This is a genomic window from Acidovorax sp. (assembly GCF_047607405.1).
GTDB lineage: Bacteria > Pseudomonadota > Gammaproteobacteria > Burkholderiales > Burkholderiaceae_C > Acidovorax.
Genome location: NZ_JASGDA010000061.1, coordinates 22684 through 42311 on the forward strand (window position 1 = coordinate 22684; position 19628 = coordinate 42311).

Below are 19628 nucleotides of genomic sequence, written 5' to 3' on the forward strand. Positions count from 1 at the left end.
GGTGGCCATCGCAGACACCCTCTTTCTTTTCCCCCTCCCCCTGCTCTCTCGCCCATGCTGGACCCTCTCCTGATCGTTGAACTTGGCGTGCTGGGCCTGGCCACCGGCTTTCTGGCGGGCCTGCTGGGCATTGGCGGCGGCATGCTGCTCGTGCCCTTCCTGACCTACATCCTGGGCGCGCGGCAGGTGGCGCCGGACCTGGCGGTGAAGATGGCCATCGCCACGTCGATGGCGACCATCATGTTCACGTCGGTCTCCAGCGTGCGCGCCCACCACCAGCGCGGCGCGGTGCGCTGGGACATCGTCCAGCGCCTGGCACCGGGCATCGTGCTGGGTGGCTTCGCGGCCAGCCTGGGCGTGTTCGCGCTGCTCAAGGGTTCGTTCCTGGCCATCTTCTTCGCGCTGTTCGTGAGCTTCTCGGCCACGCAGATGTTCCTGGACAAGAAGCCCGCGCCGTCGCGCCAGATGCCCGGCGCTGCGGGCCAGGTGGCTGCGGGCGGCGTGATCGGCTTCCTGTCGGGCCTGGTGGGCGCGGGCGGCGGCTTCGTCAGCGTACCGTTCATGACCTGGTGCAACGTACCCATCCACAACGCGGTGGCGACCAGCGCCGCGCTGGGCTTCCCCATCGCGCTGGCCAACGTGGTGGGCTACGCCATCGGCGGGCAGAACGTACCCAACCTGCCCCCGGCCTCGCTGGGCTACATCTGGCTGCCCGCGCTGGCGGTGATCGCCACCTGCAGCGTTCTCACGGCCCCGCTGGGTGCCAAGGCGGCGCACGGCCTGCCGGTCAAGCAGCTCAAGCGCGTGTTCGCGTCGCTGCTGTTCGGGCTGGCGGCCTATATGCTGTGGAAGGGCCTGATGGCCTGATGCTGGGGCCGCGCCAGCAGGGCGCGGAACTCGTGCGCGGGCAGGCCCGGCGCGCAGAGAAAGCCCTGGTAGTGGTCGCACTGCATCTGCTGCAGCACGGCCTGCTGGGTCTCGGTCTCCACGCCCTCCGCCACCACGTCGATGTGCAGGGCGCGGCCCATGCTGATGATGGCGCCCACGATGGCCCGGTCGCCATCGTCGTCGGGCAGCCCGCGCACGAAGGACTGGTCGATCTTGAGCTTGTGGATCGGCAGCTTCTTGAGGTAGGCCAGGCTGGAATAGCCGGTGCCGAAGTCATCGATCGCCAGGCCCAGCCCCAGGTCGGCCAGCTCGCGCAGGCGCTGCTCCATCTCCGGCGCGTCCTGCAGCAGGATGGTTTCGGTCAGCTCCAGCTCCAGCAGGGTGGGCGGCAGCTGGTGTACCGCCAGCAGGCGCGTGATGCGGTCCACGAAGTCGGGCTGGCGGAACTCCAGCGCCGACACGTTCACCGAGATCATGACCGGCGTGCCGCCGTGCATCCACGCCGCCGCCTCGCGCACTGCCTGCTCCATCACCCAGGCGCCCAGCGTGACGATGTAGCCAGACTCCTCGGCCAGCGGGATGAACTGCGAGGGCGCAACGGCGCCGAACTCCGGGTCCGTCCAACGGATGAGGGCCTCGGCGCCGGTGATGCGCCCCGTCGCCATGTTGACCTGCGGCTGGTAATGCACCTCCATGCGCTGCAGGCCCAGCGCCTGCCGCATAGCATGCTCCAGCCGCATGCGCGAGAGCAGGTCGGCGTTCATCTGCGGCTGGTAGAAGCCGTAGCTGCCCCGGCCCCGCTCCTTGACACGGTACATGGCGGTGTCGGCCTGCTTGATCAGGTCGTCCAGCGTGGCGCCGTCCTGCGGGTACAGCGCCATGCCGATGCTGCACTGGATGGAAAAGCCCACGCCGTCGAGCATGAAGGCGCCCCGCATGTCGTCCAGGATGCGCCGCGCGACGCTCTCGGCCACCGTGACGTCGCCGCCGTGCAGGTAGATGACGAACTCGTCGCCGCCCAGGCGGCACAGCATGTCGGTCTGGCGCAGGCAGGCCTGCAGGCGCTCGGCCACGAGCTGCAGCACACGGTCGCCGAAGGCATGGCCCAGCGAGTCGTTGATGATCTTGAAACGGTCCAGGTCCAGGAACAGGATGGCAAAGCCCGTGCCGCTCTGGAGAGCGCCCTGAATGGCCGTGTCCACGCGCTGCGACAGCAGCAGGCGGTTGGGCAGCCCCGTGAGCACGTCGCTGTAGGCCAGCTCCTCGATGCGCTTTTGCGCCGCGTGCTGCTCGGTCAGGTCGCGCATGAAGCCTATGCTCTGCACCAGCCGCCCCTCATCGTCGCGCAGCGCCACCCATGACAGCTGCACGGCGCAGTAGGCGCCGCCGTCGCGGGGCAGCCAAAGCTCGCCTTCCCAGAAGCCTTCTGCGTCCCACGCCTGCTGCACCTGCTCCATCAAGGCCGGTGCGGCCCCGCTGCCGAACAACGAGGCCACCATGCTGCCCTGGAACGTGCTGACCGACGGCCCCAGAAGGCGCGCACAGCCTGGGTTCATGCGCAGGATGCGGTGCTGGCTGTCGGCGATGAAGATGGCGTCCAGGCTGGACTCGAACGCCCGGGCCGCCAGGCGCTGGTTGGCCTGGTTCTCGGTCAGTTGCGTGATGTCGCGGTACGAAAAGACGCGGCCCGCCGCGCGCCCCTGGCTGAGCTGCGGGGTGGAGCGCTGCTCCAGCACCGCGCCGCTGCGCAGCCGGATGATGTCGGTGCTCTCCTGCAGCGGCTCGCGGGCGATGGCGGCCAGGCGCGCGGCGTAGGCGGCGCCGTCCTGCACCTGGGCGGCCATGTGGGCCTGCAGGGCAGCGTCGTTGCGCGTGAGCAGCAGCTCGCGCGGAATGTTCCAGAGCTGGGCCAGGCGCTGGTTGAAGGCGCGCACCCGCCCGTCCAGGCTGCATACCAGCATGCCGTCGGCGGCCGAGTCCAGCGTGGCGCGCAGCTCGGACAGCAGGGTCTCCAGCTCGCGCTCGGTGGCCTCCTGCCCGCTGCGGTCGAGCATGGTCACCATGATGGCGGTGCCGCCCTCGGCGCCCCAGGGCACGCGCGCCACCTTGCGCTCCACGTGTACCAGGCTACCGTCGGCGCGCAGCAAATGGGTGTGCGAATGGATGCCGTCCGCCACGGCCTGCGCGGACTCGCCCCAGAAGGCGATGTCCTGCGGCGTGCTGGCCAGGCGCAGCACGGGCGTGCCCACCATGGCGGCTGCGGGCATGCCCGCGAGCCGCTCGGCAGCGGCGTTGGCGTGCAGGATCAGCAGGGTGGTTTCATCGACCAGCCAGACGGCTTCCTGCAGGGCGTCGAGCCAGCCGTGGGATGGCGGCGCCGTCACGCGTCGGCCTCGTCGGCGTCGTCGGGGTCGGGGCTGACCGCACGTTCGAAGAAGTAGCAGATGCGCTGCCGGGGCGACAGGTAGTCCAGCGCGTCGCGCGGCAGTTGCGCGGGCTTGATGCAGCGCCGTATGCCCAGCTCGGGCACCGCCTCCAGGTCGAGGATCGGGGCCTCGTCCTTGGGCACGCTCGGGTCGTACACGATGACCTTGGGCCGCAGCGGGCGGGACGAGTTGACCGACGCGACGATGGCGTAGCGGTCGTTGACCAGTTGGACGACGGAGCCCGGCGGATAGACGCCCATCATGCGGATGAAGGCGCCCAGCACCACCGAACCGAAGCGCGCCTTGAGCTGCGCGAAGATGATGGACAGCGCCTCGTGCGGGGTGAGCGCGTCCACCCCGGCGGCGGGGTTGCACATGCGGTCGTAGTGGTTGACCAGGGCCAGCACCTGGCTCGCCCGGTCCAGGTCGGGGCCGTACAGGCGCAGCGGGAAGCCGCTGCCGTCGGCCATCTCGTGGTGGCGCGCGATGGCGGTGACCACGGCCTCGGGCAGCTCCATGCGCTTTGCCAGGGCGACGGACTCGGCCACGTGGCTTTCGTAGCGCGTGCGCTCCATGGGGATCAGGGACGGCGTGGGCTGGCGCAGGTTGGGCGGCAGCTTGATCTTGCCCAGGTCGTGCAGCAGCGCGGCCACGCCCAGGTCGTGCAGTTCGGTGCTCTTCATGCCCAGCGTGCGGCCCAGCAGCAGGGAGATCACCATGACGTTGACCGGGTGCTGCGCGTTGCGCTCGCCCACGCCCTCGGACAGCAGGCGGATGACGGAGTCGCCGTTCTCCAGCAGCTCATCGACACAGCCGTTGACCAGTTCCTCGCTGGTGGCGCGCGCCTGCAGCGGGTTGTCGGACACCACCCGCTCCAGCGACTGGTACTGCCGCGTGGCCTCGCCAAAGCGCTGGTTGCAGACGGCCAGGGTGCGGTTCTGCATCTCCAGCAATTCGCGGCGGCGCTGGGCGGCCCTGTCTGCCGACGGCAGGGCGCCGCCCGCGTCCAGCCCGTTGGACGGGGCCGATTCCATCGCGGGCACGCTCCAGGCGGACGGGACCAGCTCACGCTGGCCGGGGTCGCTTTTGTGGGGGACGTAACGCACCTCGGTCAGCCCCAGTTGGCGCAGCGTGGCGATCTGCTCCGCAGACGCCACACGGAAGCTGCTCACCGGAAACGGGTGGCGCATCCAGCCCACGTCGAGCTGGATGTACATGCCGACCCGCAGTTGGCTGATGTCGATGAGGATGGAGGAGGTCACGTTCAGGATGCGGGCAATGCGGACGCGCCGATGCCGCAGATTATCGCCGGGCGCTGCAAGTGCTTCAGCGGCACCAGAGCGAGGGCTTGTAGATGAGGTCCACCCACAGCGCCCACACGGCCACGCCGCACAGCAGGCCGCCCGCCACGCGGGTACCCCATTCGGCGCGCCAGCCGTCGAGGCGACGGCGGATGCGGCTCCAGGCCCAGCGCCCGCCCACCAGCCACGTGCCGCTGCCGATGCCGAACAGGGCCATGGCCAGCGCGCCCTGCAGCGGCCCGCCGCTCAAGGCCGCCACGAGCAGGGCCGAGTACAGCAGGCCGCAGGGCATCAGCGCCCACAGGAATCCCGCCGCCAGCACCCCGCCCGGCGCGCCCACCAGCGGGCGCACGCGGCCCCACACGGCGCGGCCCGCGCCTTCCACCCAGGCGGGCTGGCGCGCCTGCACCAGCAGCATCAGCCCCCAGGCCATGACGGCCACGTGCATCAGCGTCCAGACCGGGTGCAGTGCCGTGGCCTGCCGGGTGAGCCAGGCCAGGCCGTCCATGGCGATGGCCGCCAAGGCGCCCGCCGCCGAATAGCCCCCGAGCCGCCCCGCATGAAAGGCCACTGCACGCCGCGCGACGCCGCCCCGGGGCGCCCAGCGTACGGGCTGCACCCCGCCACCCTCGCCGCCACCCTGCCCCACCAGCGCGCCACAGGGCGCGGCACACATGGCCAGGCAATGGGCGCCGCCCGCAAGGCCCATCAGCAAGGCGCTCCAGGCGACGGCGAGGGACGTGGCGTCAAGCATCAGAAACAAGCATCAAATTGGCCTCCAGCGCTTATCCATCAAGCACGAGCAGCTATATTTCTAATAGCATACATCAAATGATGCGCGAGAAGCGCGCCCGGTTGCGGTCGGCCTGCAGGTACCGGTCGAACACCATGGCAATGCCACGCACGAAGAACCAGCCGCTGGCGGTGACCTCGATGCCGTCGGGCCGCATGCGCACCAGGCCCTGCGCGGCCATGCCTTCGAGCTGCCCGATCTCGGCCGCGAAGTAGTGCCGAAAGTCGATCAGCCAGGCTTGCTCCATGGGCTCGAACAGCAGTTCGCCCTGGCACATCAGCGCCATGATGGCAGCGCGGCGCACGAGGTCGTCGCGCGTGAGCGCCAGCCCCCGCACCACGGGCAGGCGGCCCTGGTCCAGGAGGTCGTAGTACTCGTCCAGCGTCTTGGCGTTCTGGCTGTAGGTGGCGCCCACGCGGCCTATGGCCGACACGCCCAGGCCGATCAGGTCGCAGTCGGGCTGCGTGCTGTAGCCCTGGAAGTTGCGGTGCAGCCGCCCCTGGCGCTTGGCAACGGCAAGGGCGTCGCCGGGCAGGGCGAAGTGGTCCATGCCCACATAGACGTAGCCCGCGCCCATGAAGGCGTCCAGCGAGCGCGAGAGCATCGCCAGCTTGGCGCTGGCACCCGGCAGCTCGGCGGCGGCGATGCGGCGCTGGGGCTTGAAGCGCTCGGGCAGATGGGCGTAGGCGTACAGCGCGATGCGGTCGGGCCGCAGCGCGGCCACCTGGGCCAGCGTGCGGTCGAAGGACTCGGGCGTCTGGCGCGGCAGGCCGTAGATCAGGTCCACGTTGACCGACTCGAAGCCCAAGGCGCGGGCCGCTTCGACCAGCGCGAACACTTGGTTTGCGGGCTGGATGCGGTGTACGGCCTTCTGCACCTCGGCATCGAAGTCCTGCACGCCGAAGCTCAGGCGGTTGAAGCCCAGCTCGGCCAGCACGGCCAGGCGTTCGGGCGTGACGGTGCGCGGGTCCACCTCGATGGAGTATTCGCCGCCCGGCGCCAGCGTGAAGCTGCGCTTGAGCATCGCCATCAGCGCGCGCAGGCCCTCGTCCGACAGAAAGGTGGGCGTGCCGCCGCCCAGGTGCAGCTGGCTCACCACCTGGCCGGTACCGCAGTGGGCTGTGTGCAGGTCGATCTCGCGTTGGAGGTAGCGCAGGTAGGTGTCGGCCTTGTCGTGGTGCCGGGTGATGATCTTGTTGCAGGCACAGTAGTAGCACAGCGACGCACAGAACGGCACGTGTACGTACAGCGAAAGGGGCAGCGCCCTGAAAGCCGCGCCCCTGCGGCGCTGCTGCAGGGCGAGGACGTAGTCTTCAAGGCCAAAGGCTTCGACGAAGCGGTCTGCCGTGGGGTAGGAGGTATAGCGGGGCCCCGGCACGTCGAAACGGCGCAGAAGCTCGGGTGAAACAGCGGTCATGGTGGGCGGGGCAGGTGCTTGCGTCTAGACTTTGCCGCAGGCCGCCGCCCGCGTCCTTGATCTACGTCAAGCAATGAAACGGGCCGGGCAGCGACAATTTGACGCATGTCAGCCGCATGGCCCCTCACCTACCTCGAATGCCTATGAACCCGCTCACCATGAAAGTCGCCTGCTCCAACTGCAACCTGCGGGAGCTGTGCATGCCCGTCGGCCTGAATGCGGAGCAGTTGCAGCGCATCGACGACGTGGTGGCCACGCGCCGCAAGGTCCAGCGCGGCGGCGCGCTGTTTCGCAACGGCGAGACGTTCACCTCGCTCTACGCCATCCGCACGGGCTTCTTCAAGACCTGCGTGGCGACCGAGGACGGGCGCGACCAGGTCACGGGCTTTCAGATGGCGGGCGAGATCATCGGCCTGGACGGCATCGTCAACGACCACCACACCTGCGACGCCGTGGCGCTGGAGGACGCCGAGGTCTGCGTCATGCCCTTCGACCGCATCGAGGAGCTGTCGCGCGAGGTGACCGCGCTGCAGCACCACGTCCACAAGATCATGAGCCGCGAGATCGTGCGCGAGCACGGCGTGATGCTGCTGCTGGGCAGCATGCGCGCCGAGGAGCGCCTGGCCGCCTTCCTGCTGAACCTGGTGCAGCGCCTGCATGCGCGGGGCTTCTCGCAGTCCGAGCTGGTGCTGCGCATGACGCGCGAGGAGATCGGCAGCTACCTGGGCCTCAAGCTCGAAACGGTGAGCCGCACGTTCTCGAAGTTCGTCGAGGACGGCATCGTCGAGGTCAGGCAGCGCCACGTGCGCATCCTCGATACCGACGCGCTCAAGCGCATCGTCAACAGCCAGCAGTGCCACTGAGCCCGCTCCTTCAGCAGCACGTGGTCTTGCGGCAGCCGCCGAGCTCGTCCTCGTGTACGGGGCAGCGGTTCAGCTCGAACGGCGACAGCGACAGCAGCGTGGTCAGCGCGCTCGACGCCATGGTGACGCCCCAGAACGCGAAGAACGCCAGCGTATAGACGCCTTTGCGCGACAGCGCCAGCGGCTGGCCGAACCAGTGCAGGTCCTGCGGGTCCACCAGGGCGAAAACCAGCATCTCCATGACGCCCGCTGCCAGAAAGGCGGGCCAGGCAATCCACATCAGGCGTCGGGTCCACATCGCGGGTCTCCTGTCTTCTTTCCTGTTGTTGCCGTCTGGTTCAACGGGGCTGGTCCCCGGCGGGCGTGGCGGCGTGGTTGCGCGCCTTGAGCGCAGGCGCCATGCCGCGTTGCGCGTGCTGCAGGCTCTGGTTGATCTCCATGCCCTGGCGGTAATAGTCTTGCGCGATCACCGGGTCGCTCTGGCGTGCCGCAATGGCGAAGGTCACGAACCCCGCGACGATGACGATGACCGGCCCGGCGATCACCAGCCACACGTGGCCGAATTTCCACCAGGGTGTGGGGCGAATGGCATCTGGGGCCGGGGCGGGAGAGGACATGGTTCTTGCTCCTTGGATGGAAGGCAGGTCGTGGATGGTTCAGCGCGGCACGAGGAACACGGACTTCTCGCGCACCTCGCTGCCCTGGTCGAGCGACTGGATGCGGAACTGCACCGCATGCGAGCCGGGCGGGCTGGAGCCATAGGGGATCTGCAGGCGCACGGCCACCCAGCGGGCGTCGGTCGCGCCGATCTCCACGCCGGGCTCGGACGCGACCTCCAGCCCGTCCAGACCCTCGGCGGAGATGCGGTAGTGCTGGGTGGACTCGGTGGCGTTCATGATCTGCAGGCGATAGACGTTCTCCAGCCTGCCGCCGGCCACGATGCGCGAGAGTGCCGCGCGGTCGCGCACCACGTCCACCTTGAACGGCGTGCGCAGGAACAGGCTGGCCCCCATGGCGGCGGCCAGCGCCACCAGCACGGCGCCGTAGATGAGCACGCGCGCTCGCGCCACGCGGCGCATCATCTGCGCGGGCGACCAGTGCCGGGCCACCGCGTTCTGGGTGGAAAAACGAATCAGCCCCCGGGGGTACTTCATCTTGTCCATGACGGTGTTGCAGGCGTCCACGCACAGGCCGCAGCCTATGCACTGGTACTGCAGGCCGTCGCGTATGTCGATGCCCGTGGGGCAGACCTGCACACACAGGCCGCAGTCGATGCAGTCGCCCAGGCCGTCGGCCTTGTAGTCCACGCCTTTCTTGCGCGGGCCGCGCTGCTCGCCGCGCTCGGGGTCGTAGGTGACGATGAGCGTGTCCCTGTCGAACATCGCGCTCTGGAAGCGCGCATAGGGGCACATGTGCAGGCACACCTGCTCGCGCATGTAGCCCGCGTTGCCGTAGGTGGCCAAGCCGTAGAACAGCACCCAGAAAATCTGCCAGCCGCCGTGCAGCGCCAGCAGCTCGCCGCCCAGCGTGCGGATCGGCACGAAGTAGCCCACGAAGGTGAAGCCCGTCCACAGCGCGACCGCTATCCACACGAGCTGCTTGAGCGACTTCTTGCGGAGCTTCTCGAACGTCCAGGGCCCTTTGTCCAGGCGGATGCGGGCGCTGCGCTCGCCCTCGATCCTGTGCTCGATCCACATGAAGATCTCGGTATAGACCGTCTGCGGGCACGAGAACCCGCACCACAGCCGCCCCGCCACCGCCGTGAACAGGAACAGCGACATGGCCGAGACGATGAGCAGCCCCGTGAGGTAGATGAAGTCCTGCGGGTACAGCACCAGCCCGAAGATGTAGAAGCGCCGCGCGTCCAGGTCGAACAGCAGCGCCTGGCGCTGGCCCCATTCCAGCCAGGGCAGGCCGTAGAACACCAGTTGCGTGAAGGCCACCATCCCCCAGCGCCAGCGCGCGAAAACACCGCTGATGGAGCGCGGATAAATCTTTTTGTGCGCCTCGTACATCGAGACGATTTCGCCCTGCGAGGTCTCCCCGACCGGGGCGATCGGGATGACTTTGTTGGCGGGCATCTCTGCGCGTGGCTGCATGGCGAGGCTCCATCTGCGGCGCTACTGGGCCCCTCGGGGCTGTGACAGGCCCCAGACGTAGGCCGTCAGCACGCCGATCTGCGCCTCGGTCAGCTTCTCGGACTGGGCCGGCATTTCGTTGGTCTTGCCGTTGTTGATCATGGCGGTGATGGCGGCCTCGCCCCAGCCATGCAGCCAGATGTCGTCCGTCAGGTTGGGCGCGCCCAGGGCCGGGTTGCCCTTGCCGTCCATGCCGTGGCAGGCCGCGCAGGCACCGAACTTGGGCTTGCCCAGCGACGCGCGCAGCGAGTCGTGCGGGCTGCCCGACAGGCTCAGCACGTAGTGCGACAGGTTGCGCACGTCCTCGGGCGAGCCCACGGCCGCCGCCATGGGCGGCATGGTGCCGATGCGGCCCTTCTCGATGGTCTCGTGGATCTTCTCGGGCGTGCCGCCGTGCAGCCAGTCGCCGTCGGCCAGGTTGGGAAAGCCCTTGCTGCCGCGCGCGTCGGAGCCGTGGCACTGCGCGCAGTTGTTCATGAACAGGCGCTCGCCGATGGCCATGGCCTGCGGGTCGGCGGCGCGCTGCTGCACCGTCATCGCGGCAAAACGCGCGTACAGCGGCTCCAGCTCGGCCTGGGCCTTGGCCACCTCGGCCTGGTAGGCGGCTTGCTGCGACCAGCCCAGCCTGCCCTGGTAGGCCCCCAGGCCGGGATACACAGCCAGGTAGCCCAGGGCGAAGACGAGGGTGATGACGAACAGCCACATCCACCAGCGCGGCAGGGGGTTGTTCAGCTCCACCAGGTCCTCGTCCCAGACGTGGCCGGTGGTGTTCTCGCTCGTCGCCACCACTTTCTTGCGCGCCGTCACCCACAGCAGGACGGCGCAGCCGACGATGCCCGCAAGGGTGATGGCGATGACGTAGAGCGACCAGAATTGGCTGGTGAAATCACTCATGGGTTGTTCTCGTTGTGGTGGGGTTCAGTTTTCTTCGAAGGGCAGCCGGGCCGCCTCGTCGAAGCGGTGCTGGTTGCGGCCCGCGCAGGCCCAGATGCAGATGCCCACGAAGATCGCCATCGACAGCAGCGTGACGGCGATGCGCAGGGTGGTGATGTCCATGATCGGCTCCTCTCGTTTACTTGAGCGCGCGGCCCATGACCTGCAGGTAGGCGACCAGGGCGTCCATCTCGGTCTTGCCCCTGACCTCGTCGGCCCCGCCCGCGATCTGCGCTTCGGTGTAGGGCACGCCCACGGTGCGCAGGGCTTTCATGCGGGGCGCCACGTCGGCGGGGTCCACCGGGGTCTTCTCCAGCCAGGGGTAGGCGGGCATGTTGGACTCGGGCACCACGTCGCGCGGGTTGTTCAGGTGGATGCGGTGCCACTCGTCGCTGTACTTGCCGCCCACGCGGTGCAGGTCGGGGCCGGTGCGCTTGCTGCCCCACTGGAAGGGGTGGTCATAGACGAACTCGCCCGCCACCGAGTAGTGGCCGTAGCGCAGCGTCTCGGCGCGGAAGGGGCGGATCATCTGCGAGTGGCAGCCGTAGCAGCCCTCGCGCAGATAGATGTCGCGGCCCATCAATTGCAGCGCCGTGTAGGGCTGCAGGCCCTTGACCGGCTCGGTCGTGGAGCGCTGGAAGTACAGCGGCACGATCTCGGCCAGCCCGCCCACGGCGACGACCAGCACGATCAGCACGATCATCAGGAAGTTGTTGGTTTCCACCTTCTCGTGGGTGAAACCGGTGGATGTGGTGTTGTGGTCAGACATGGAAAATCCTTGAACCTCAGGCGTGTGCGGGACGCGCGGCGGGGATCTGAACCTTGATCGAGCGGCCCGCGATGGCGGTCATCCAGACGTTCCAGGCCATCAGCACCATGCCGCCCAGGTACAGCAGTCCGCCCGCCACGCGGACCATGTAGAACGGGTAGGTCGCCTTCACGCTCTCGGCGAAGGTGTAGGTCAGCGTTCCGTCGGGGTTGACCGCGCGCCACATCAGGCCCTGCATCACCCCGGCAATCCACATCGCGGCGATGTACAGCACGATGCCAAGGGTGGCGAGCCAGAAGTGCAGCTCGATGGCCTTGACCGAATGCATCTTTTCGCGGTCGAACAGGCGCGGGATCAGGTAGTACAGCGAGCCCATGGTGATCAGGCCCACCCAGCCCAGGGCGCCCGAATGCACGTGGCCCACGGTCCAGTCGGTGTAGTGGCTCAGGGCGTTGACGGTCTTGATGGACATCATCGGACCCTCGAACGTGGACATGCCGTAGAACGACAGCGACACGATCAAAAAGCGCAGGATGGGGTCGTCGCGCAGCTTGTGCCATGCACCCGACAGGGTCATGATGCCGTTGATCATGCCGCCCCAGCTCGGCGCCAGCAGGATCAGCGAGAACACCATGCCCACGGACTGCGTCCAGTCGGGCAGCGCCGTGTAGTGCAGGTGGTGCGGGCCCGCCCACATGTACGTGAAGATCAACGCCCAGAAGTGGACGATGGACAGGCGGTAGCTATAGACCGGGCGGCCTGCCTGCTTGGGGATGAAGTAGTACATCATGCCCAGGAAGCCCGCCGTCAAAAAGAACCCCACGGCGTTGTGGCCGTACCACCACTGCACCATGGCGTCCTGCACGCCCGCGTAGGCCGAATAGCTCTTCATCAGGCCCGCCGGAACCGCCGCGCTGTTGACCAGGTGCAGCAGCGCCACGGCCAGGATGAAGGCGCCGAAGAACCAGTTGGCCACATAGATGTGCCGCACCTTGCGCTGGGCTATGGTGCCGAAGAACACGACGGCGTAGGACACCCATACCAGCGTGATCAGGATGTCGATGGGCCATTCCAGCTCGGCGTATTCCTTGCCAGAGGTATAGCCCAGCGGCAGGCTGATGGCCGCCGCCACGATGACCAGCTGCCAGCCCCAGAACGTGAACGCCGCCAGCGGCCCGGCGAACAGGGGCGTCTGGCAGGTGCGCTGCACCACGTAATAGCTGGTGCCGAACAGCGCGCAGCCGCCGAAGGCGAAGATCACCGCGTTGGTGTGCAGCGGCCGCAGGCGCCCGTAGCCGAGCCAGGGAATGCCGAAGTTCAGCTCGGGCCACGCCAGTTGGGCGGCGATGAACACACCCACCAGCATGCCAACCACCCCCCAGACCACGGCCATGATCGAAAACTGCCGCACCACCGTGTCGTTGTAGTGCGCAGCCACTGTTTTTGCAGAATCCATCGGGCACCTCTTTTTATAGACTGGGCGCAGTTTGTTTCAAGGCGCGGTGCAGGTCATTGACGCAAGTCAATCGTCCCTGAGAATTCGCTCGCCTTCCTGTTCGACGCTCTCGAACTGGCCGCTGTACACGGCCCACCACAGGCCCGCCAGGATCATCAGCACCAGCACCACGGACAGCGGGATCAGCAGGTACAGGATGTCCATCAGGCGGCCTCCGCAGCGGGTGCGGGCAGGCCGCGCGCCAGCCGGGCGGCGTTGAGCACCACCAGCAGCGAGCTGAGCGCCATGCCCAGCCCCGCCAGCCAGGCGGGCATCCAACCCGCGACGGCCAGCGGCACGCACAGCGCGTTGTAGAGCGCCGCCCAGCAGAGGTTCTGGCGCACCACGCGCAGCGTGCGGCGCGCCAGCAGCAGCGTCTGCGGCACCAGCGCCAGGCTGTCGCCCAGCACCACGAAGTCGGCGCGCGACTGCGCCAGGGGCACGGCGCGGCCCAAGGCGAAGGACACGTGAGCGCCCGCCAGCACCGGCCCGTCGTTCAGGCCGTCGCCCACCATGGCGACGCGGCGCCCCGTGGATTGCAGCGCCTGCAGCGCGGCCAGCTTGCCCTGGGGCGTGCATTCGCCGCGCGCGTCGGCAATGCCCGCCTGCGCGGCCACGCGCCGCACGGCGCCGGTGCGGTCGCCCGAGAGCAGTTGCACAGCCACGCCCTGCCGCTGCAGCGCCCGCACCGTGGCCGGGGCCTCGGCGCGCAGGTCTTCCGTCAGGTCGAACCGGGCCAGCTCCACGCTGCGCCCGCCGGGCAGTTGCTCGGACAGCGCCACTTGCAATACCGACGCGTCGTCCGAGGCACCGCTCGGCGCCGCCACGCCCGCGTGCGCGGCGGAGCCCAGGCGCACGCGCCGCGCTGCGCCGCAGCCTTTCCGCGCGGTGGCGCTCAGGCCCTGCCCGACTTCCTCCCGCAGATCGCTCACGGCCCAGCGCCCGTCGTCCGCATAGGCCGCCGCCAGCGCGCGCGAGGCGGGGTGCATGGAATGGCGCGCCAGCGCCGCCGCGAGGGACAAGGCGTCCCTGTCCGCCCCATGGACGGCCTTCAGCGCCATGCCGTCGCGCGTCAGCGTGCCGGTCTTGTCGAACACCACCGTGTCCACGGCGGCCAGCACCTCCAGCCCCTGCAGGTTGCGCACCAGCACGCCGTGGCGCGCCAGCGTGCCCGCAGCCGTGAGCATGGCGACGGGCGTGGCCAGCGACAGCGCGCAGGGGCAGGTGACGATGAGCACGGCCACGCCCACCATCAGCGCGTGCCCCGGGTCGGTGGGCCACCACCATGCGGCGGCCAGCACGGCGGCCAGCAGCACGGCCACCAGGAAGGGCCGGGCCATGCGGTCCGCCAGTTGCGCGAGGCGGGGCTTTTGCAGCGAGGCGCTTTCCATCAGCGCGACGATCTGCGCGAAGCGGGTTTCGGCGCCCGTGCCTTCCACCTGCACCTCCACCGGCGACTGCAGGTTGTAGCTGCCCGCCGTGACGCGGCTGCCCTCGGGGCGCGCCACGGGGGTGGATTCGCCGGTGAGCAGCGCCTCGTCGGCATGCGTGCCGCCCTGGGTGATGCGCCCGTCCGCCGGGAACGCCTCGCCCGGCAGCACGCGGATGGTGTCGCCCGCCACCAGGCGGCGCGTCGCCACGCGGGTGAAGCGGCCATCGGCGCCGCGCCGCTCCACGCTGTCGGGCAGGCGGTTCATCACCGCTTCCAGCGCGCCTGCGGTGCGGTCGCGCAGGCGCAGTTCCAGCCAGCGCCCGGTGAGCAAAAAGAACACGAACATGGTCAGCGAGTCGTAATAGACCTCCTTGCCGAAGATGCCCGTGGGGTCGAAGGTGCCCGCCGTGCTGACCACGAAGGTGATCGCCATGCCCAGAGCCACGGGCAGGTCCATGCTGACGCGGGCCAGGTACACGTCGCGCAGCGCGCTGCTGAAGAACGGCCCGCACGAGAAGATCATGACCGGCAGCGTGATGACCCACGAGGCCCAGCGCAGCAGCCGCTCCATCTCGCCGCTCAGGTCGCCCGGCAGGGCCACGTAGGCGGGCCATGCGTACATCATCACCTGCATCATGCAAAAGCCCGCCACCAGCCAGCGCCACAGGGCGCGGCGGCTCTCGCGCTGGCGCTGCGCGCGGGCCAGGGCGTCCATCGCAGGCATGGCGCGGTAGCCCGCGCGGCGCACGGCGTCCATCCACTGCGACGGGTACACCTGGCCCGGGCGCCACACCACGCGGGCGCGGCGCGTGGCGGCGCTGACCTCGGCCCGCTCCACGCCGGGTACGGCGCGCAGGGCGTCTTCGATGGTGAGGGCGCAGGCCGCGCAGTGCATGCCTTCCAGGACGATCTGCGAGTCCCAGGCCACCGCCTGCGCGCCCGCGCCGCCGCAGGGGCGGCCAAAAGACGGCCATTCCTCGGGGTCGTCCAGCAGCGTGGCGGGGGTGTTCATTGACATGGTTCGAGCCTATTCCCCGAAACCGCCCCCTGCCTTGACCTAAATCAAGCGCCCGTGCCGGTGCTGCAATTACTCTTGTTTTGATAGCTATCAGCGCTTATCCAATAAGCGCTAAAGGCCAATTTGACTCATATTCCTCAACCGCGCTCCTCCATCACCGCCAGCAGCGTCTCGCGCAGCCAGCGGTGCGCGGGGTCGGCGTCCTGGCGCGGGTGCCAGGCCAGCCGCAGCGGCACGGCGGGCAAGGGCAGCGGTAGCGCGAAGACGTGCAGCCCCAGGGCGGCGCCCATGGCGCGCGCGGTGCGCTCGGGCGCGCAGGCCACCAGGTCCAGGCGGGCGCAGACCAGCAGCGCCGCGACGGCGCTAGGCACCACCAGGGCGATGTGGCGGCGCAGGCCGCGCGCCGCCAGCGCCGCGTCCACGGCCAGTTCCTCGCCCGGCAGCGTCGCCACTTCCACGTGGCGGGCGGCGGCGAAGCGCTGCGCCGTCACCCGCCCGCGCGCCAGCGCATGGCCAGCCGCCACCACGCCCAGCAGATTGCGGTCGGGGAGCGGACGCACCACCAGCTCCGGGTCCTGCCGGTGCCCCGATCCCAGATCCAGGTCGATGCGGCCTTCGCGCAGGCCCGCGGGGTCATGGTGGTTCTCGGGCAGCACTTGCAGGCTGGACAGCGGCATGCGCTGCGCCAATTGCCTGGCAATCTCCACGCCGTAGCCCAGCAGCACGCCCTCGGCCGCCCGGATCACGAAGCGCCGCTGCACGGCGGTCAGGTCGTTCGGATCGGCCTGCGCACGCAGCGCATCGGCCTGCGCCAGCAACTGGCGCACCGGCTCGGCCAGCTCTTGGGCACGCGGCGTGGCGGCCAGGCGGCGGCCCGCGCGCACCAGCAGCGGGTCGCCGAACACCTCGCGCAGGCGGGCCAGCGTGTGGCTCATGGCGGGCGTGCTCAGGTGCATGCGCTCGGCGGCTGCCGTCACGCTGCCGGTGGCGAGCAAGGCATCCAGCGCGCGCAGCAGGTTCAGGTCGTATTGTTTCATCACGTGCAAGTTTGGCTTCCAAACATTGCACTGTACAGATAGATAAGTCCGGCCAACACTGCCGGACATGACCACCTCAACCCCCTCCTCCCCTTTTTCCCGCCAACCCCTGTACGCCTTCGCCATGCTGGCCTTGATGCTGGTGCTGGCCGCGCTGGACCAGACCATCCTGTCCACCGCCCTGCCCGCCATCGCGCACGACCTGCCAGGCGGCACACCGCTGGCCTGGGTGTTCTCGGCCTACCTGCTGGCGGCCACGGTGGTGGTCGCGCTCTACGGCCGCCTGGCCGACGTGTGGGGCCGCAAGCCCATGCTGCTGCTGGCAATCGGCCTGTTCCTGCTGGGCTCGCTGGCCTGCGGCGCGAGCCAGAGCCGGGCGCAACTGGTCATGGCCCGGGCACTGCAGGGCGCGGGCGGCGGCGGGCTGCTGACGCTGACCATGCTGACGGTGGCCAGCCTGTTCCCCCAAGCCCAGCGCCCCCGCTTCCAGTCGCTGCTGGGCGCGAGCTACGGCATCGCCACCATGTTCGGCCCGCTGCTGGGCGGCTGGCTGGTGGAACACCTGTCATGGCATTGGGCGTTCTGGATCAACGCGCCCCTGGCCCTGCTGGCCTGGGGCGTACTGGCGCGCACGCTGCCGCTGCCGGTGCGCCAGGCCGCGCCCATCGACTGGTGGGGCGCGGCGGCCCTGGCCGTGGCGCTGGTGGCCGCGCTGCTGGCCACGCAGCACGGCAAGCTGCAACTGCCCGCCGCGCTCACCCTGGGCATGCTGCTGCTCATCGCCGCCAAGGCGGCCATCGCCTTCGTCTGGCGCCAGCTGCGCGCCGCGCACCCGCTGGTGCCGCCGCGCCTGTTCGGCCACCCGGCCTACGTGGCGGCGGCCACCATCGGGCTGTGTTCGGGGGTGGCGATGTATGCGGCCGTGGTGTTCGTGCCGCAGTACCTGCAGACCATGCTGCACCTGTCGCCCACGGCATCGGCCTGGCACCTGCTGCCGCTGATGGCGGGCATCACCTTCGCAGCCATCGCCAGCGGCAAGCTGCTGCGTGCGCAGGTGCCCGCGCGGCGGCTGGCGGGCGTGGGCAGCGGGCTGCTGGCGCTGTCGTTCGCGGCGCTGAGCATGGTGCTGGCATGGGCGCCGGATTCGGCCGTGCTGCTGTCGGCCTGCCTGCTGCCCGCGGGCGTGGGGCTGGGGTTGCTGTTCCCCATCGTCACCGTGGTGTCGCAGCGCGCCGCGCCGCCGCAGCTCATGGGCATCGCCACGGCCACGCCCGTCATGCTGCGCAGCCTGGGCGGCAGCGCGGGCGTGGCGCTGATGGCGGCGCTGCTGGCGCAGCGCATGACTGACGAGCTGGCGGGCCTGGCCGGGCACGGCGCGCCGGACGCCGTGCGCACTGCGATGGCGCACGGGCTGCAGGCGGTGTTTGTGTGCGCCGGAGCGGCAGCGCTGCTGGCGGGGGTGGCGAGCCGGTGGTTGATGGCGCGGGAAGCAAATTAACTATCAAAAATGTAGCTATTTGCGCCGATTGGACAAGCGCTGGATACGGATTTCGCCCCAACTTTTTCCATCCACACATGCTGCGCCATGGCGAGGATGGATATATCATCAGTGATATGCGATACATCCCGCGCTTCGTTCTCGACACGAACGTGCTCGTGGCGGCTTCGCGCAACCGAGGCGGCAGCGCTTTTGCGCTGATGCAGGCCATTCGGCAAGGGCAGGCTCACATGTGCTGCAGCCCGCCGCTGTTCCTGGAATACGAAGCCGTGCTCAAGCGCCCCGAGCAGCGGGCGGTGTCCGGCTGGTCGGCGGCGGACGTGGACGCCGTGCTGGCTGAACTGGCGGGGCTGCTGGAGCCCGTCAACCTGCACTACCGCTGGCGCCCCCAGTTGAGCGACCCGGTCGACGAAATGGTGCTGGAAGCGGCCGTCAACGCCGCTGCCGATGCGCTGGTTACCTACAACCGGCGCGACTTCTCGCCAGCCGCCCGCTTCGGCCTGCCGGTGCTGGCGCCGCCCGAGGCGCTGGAACGAATCCGCGCGCACAAATCCTGAAAGGAGCACCCCATGAGCCACTACGCCCTGCGCCTGCCCGAATCGCTGAAGGAAGCCGCGCGCCGGTTGGCGGCCGAGGACAGCACCACCATGAACCAGTTTTTCGTCACCGCCATCGCAGAAAAAGTGAGCGCGCTGGAAACCGCCGCTTTCTTCGAGCGCCGCGCCGCCACGGCGGATCCGGCCAAGGCGCAGGCCGCGTGGGACAAGGTGGGCAACAACCCCGTACCGCAGGAGCAATGAAGCGCCCCTGCTGGCTTCAAGCGGTGAACAACCCCTTGTACTGATCCCGCAGCAGGTTCTTCTGCACCTTGCCCATGGTGTTGCGCGGCAGCTCGGCGGTGACGAAACAGCGCTTGGGGATCTTGAAGTTGGCAAGCTGGCTCTTGAGGGTGGCGACGATCGCGTCGCCGTCAATCTGTGCGCCGGGCTTGGGGATGACCACGGCCACGCCCACCTCGCCGAAGTCGGGGTGGGGCACTCCCACCAGGGCGCTTTCGGCCACGCCGGGCATCTCGTTGATGTAGCCCTCGATCTCGGCGGGATAGACGTTGTAGCCGCCGCTGATGATGAGGTCCTTGCTGCGGCCCACGATGCTCACGTAGCCGCGCTCGTCGATCTTGCCCACGTCGCCGGTCTTGAACCAGCCGTCGGCGGTAAATTCTTCTGCCGTCTTCTCGGGCATGCGCCAGTAGCCCTTGAACACGTTGGGGCCGCGCACCTGGATGCCGCCGATCTCGCCCGCGGGCACTTCCTTGCCCTCATCCTGAACCACGCGCAGGCCCACGCCCGGCAGCGGAAAGCCTACGGTGCTGCCGCGCCGCTCGCTCTGCCCGCCGTAGCGCGCATCGGCCGCGTAGGGGTTGCTGGTGAGCATGATGGTTTCGCTCATGCCGTAGCGCTCCAGGATGGTGTGGCCGGTGCGGTCCTGCCATTCCTTGAAGGTCTCGATGAGCAGCGGCGCCGATCCGGCGATGAACAGGCGCATGTGGCTCGCGGCGGCTTTGGTGAGCGCGGGCTCGGCCAGCATGCGCACGTAGAGCGTGGGCACGCCCATGAAGAC

At 69.1% G+C, this 19628-nt stretch carries 20 protein-coding genes; 5 read left to right on the forward strand and 15 right to left on the reverse strand.

The genetic code is table 11. The features are described from left to right. Positions 1–54: 54 nt before the first annotated feature. Complete coding sequence (locus QM569_RS07275) at positions 55–867, forward strand: sulfite exporter TauE/SafE family protein (RefSeq protein WP_414986563.1); 813 nt, start codon at positions 55–57, stop codon at positions 865–867. On the opposite strand, the gene QM569_RS07280 is transcribed toward QM569_RS07275, so the two are convergent. From QM569_RS07280 to hemN, 4 genes are all read right to left on the reverse strand, one after another. Then, positions 837–3272, reverse strand: coding sequence for an EAL and GGDEF domain-containing protein (locus tag QM569_RS07280; protein WP_414986564.1), 2436 nt, complete (start codon positions 3270–3272; stop codon positions 837–839). The two genes, QM569_RS07275 and QM569_RS07280, sit on opposite strands and share 31 nt — an antisense overlap. Further along, positions 3269–4576, reverse strand: a complete 1308-nt coding sequence (locus QM569_RS07285; protein WP_414986565.1) for an HD-GYP domain-containing protein — start codon at positions 4574–4576, stop codon at positions 3269–3271. The genes QM569_RS07280 and QM569_RS07285 overlap by 4 nt, the downstream gene beginning before the upstream one ends. Before the next feature lie 64 nt (positions 4577–4640). Further along, complete coding sequence (locus QM569_RS07290; protein WP_414986566.1) at positions 4641–5369, reverse strand: sulfite exporter TauE/SafE family protein; 729 nt, start codon at positions 5367–5369, stop codon at positions 4641–4643. 73 nt (positions 5370–5442) lie between these two features. Next, complete coding sequence (gene hemN, locus QM569_RS07295) at positions 5443–6825, reverse strand: oxygen-independent coproporphyrinogen III oxidase (protein WP_414986567.1); 1383 nt, start codon at positions 6823–6825, stop codon at positions 5443–5445. A gap of 143 nt (positions 6826–6968) precedes the next feature. Here hemN and fnr point away from each other — a divergent pair, with 143 nt between their 5' ends. Further along, a complete protein-coding gene (gene fnr / locus QM569_RS07300) occupies positions 6969–7688 on the forward strand; it encodes a fumarate/nitrate reduction transcriptional regulator Fnr (protein WP_414986568.1) in 720 nt (239 codons plus the stop codon). A gap of 10 nt (positions 7689–7698) precedes the next feature. Here the strand turns inward: fnr and QM569_RS07305 are convergent, their stop codons facing one another. The 10 genes from QM569_RS07305 to QM569_RS07350 form a co-directional block, all read right to left on the reverse strand. Continuing rightward, positions 7699–7986: a hypothetical protein gene (locus QM569_RS07305; protein WP_414986569.1), complete on the reverse strand. Its 288-nt coding sequence runs from the start codon at positions 7984–7986 to the stop codon at positions 7699–7701. Positions 7987–8026: 40 nt separating this feature from the next. Next, the gene (locus QM569_RS07310) at positions 8027–8305 is read right to left on the reverse strand and encodes a FixH family protein (RefSeq protein WP_414986570.1); all 279 of its coding nucleotides are present in this window, start codon (positions 8303–8305) and stop codon (positions 8027–8029) included. A 39-nt stretch (positions 8306–8344) separates the two neighbouring features. Then, on the reverse strand, positions 8345–9787 hold the full coding sequence (gene ccoG, locus QM569_RS07315) for a cytochrome c oxidase accessory protein CcoG (protein WP_414986571.1): 1443 nt from the start codon (positions 9785–9787) through the stop codon (positions 8345–8347). Between the two features lie 21 nt (positions 9788–9808). Further along, positions 9809–10720, reverse strand: coding sequence for a cytochrome-c oxidase, cbb3-type subunit III (gene ccoP, locus QM569_RS07320; RefSeq protein WP_414986572.1), 912 nt, complete (start codon positions 10718–10720; stop codon positions 9809–9811). Between the two features lie 24 nt (positions 10721–10744). Further along, positions 10745–10882 carry a cbb3-type cytochrome oxidase subunit 3 gene (locus tag QM569_RS07325; protein ID WP_414986573.1) on the reverse strand — a complete coding sequence of 46 codons (138 nt, stop codon included), beginning with the start codon at positions 10880–10882 and terminating at the stop codon, positions 10745–10747. Between the two features lie 16 nt (positions 10883–10898). Further along, the gene (gene ccoO, locus QM569_RS07330) at positions 10899–11528 is read right to left on the reverse strand and encodes a cytochrome-c oxidase, cbb3-type subunit II (RefSeq protein WP_414986574.1); all 630 of its coding nucleotides are present in this window, start codon (positions 11526–11528) and stop codon (positions 10899–10901) included. 16 nt (positions 11529–11544) lie between these two features. After that, entirely contained in the window at positions 11545–12984 is a 1440-nt protein-coding gene (gene ccoN, locus QM569_RS07335; RefSeq protein ID WP_414986575.1) for a cytochrome-c oxidase, cbb3-type subunit I, read from the reverse strand. Between the two features lie 66 nt (positions 12985–13050). Then, positions 13051–13188 (reverse strand): cbb3-type cytochrome oxidase assembly protein CcoS, encoded by a 138-nt coding sequence (ccoS, locus tag QM569_RS07340; protein WP_414986576.1) that lies wholly within the window; start codon positions 13186–13188, stop codon positions 13051–13053. After that, a complete protein-coding gene (locus QM569_RS07345) occupies positions 13188–15473 on the reverse strand; it encodes a heavy metal translocating P-type ATPase (RefSeq protein WP_414986577.1) in 2286 nt (761 codons plus the stop codon). The genes ccoS and QM569_RS07345 overlap by 1 nt, the downstream gene beginning before the upstream one ends. Positions 15474–15610: 137 nt before the next feature. Next, positions 15611–16510, reverse strand: a complete 900-nt coding sequence (locus QM569_RS07350) for a LysR family transcriptional regulator (protein ID WP_414986578.1) — start codon at positions 16508–16510, stop codon at positions 15611–15613. A gap of 67 nt (positions 16511–16577) precedes the next feature. On the opposite strand from QM569_RS07350, the gene QM569_RS07355 reads away from it, so the two are divergent. From QM569_RS07355 to QM569_RS07365, 3 genes are all read left to right on the forward strand, one after another. Then, entirely contained in the window at positions 16578–18008 is a 1431-nt protein-coding gene (locus QM569_RS07355; RefSeq protein ID WP_414986579.1) for an MFS transporter, read from the forward strand. A 116-nt stretch (positions 18009–18124) separates the two neighbouring features. Beyond that, positions 18125–18565, forward strand: a complete 441-nt coding sequence (locus QM569_RS07360; RefSeq protein WP_414986580.1) for a putative toxin-antitoxin system toxin component, PIN family — start codon at positions 18125–18127, stop codon at positions 18563–18565. 12 nt (positions 18566–18577) lie between these two features. Then, positions 18578–18808, forward strand: coding sequence for a pilus assembly protein HicB (locus tag QM569_RS07365; protein WP_414986581.1), 231 nt, complete (start codon positions 18578–18580; stop codon positions 18806–18808). Positions 18809–18824: 16 nt separating this feature from the next. Here QM569_RS07365 and QM569_RS07370 read toward each other — a convergent pair. Beyond that, positions 18825–19628, reverse strand: an 804-nt coding sequence (locus QM569_RS07370) for an AMP-binding protein (protein WP_414986582.1), incomplete at its 5' end; no start/stop codon positions are given.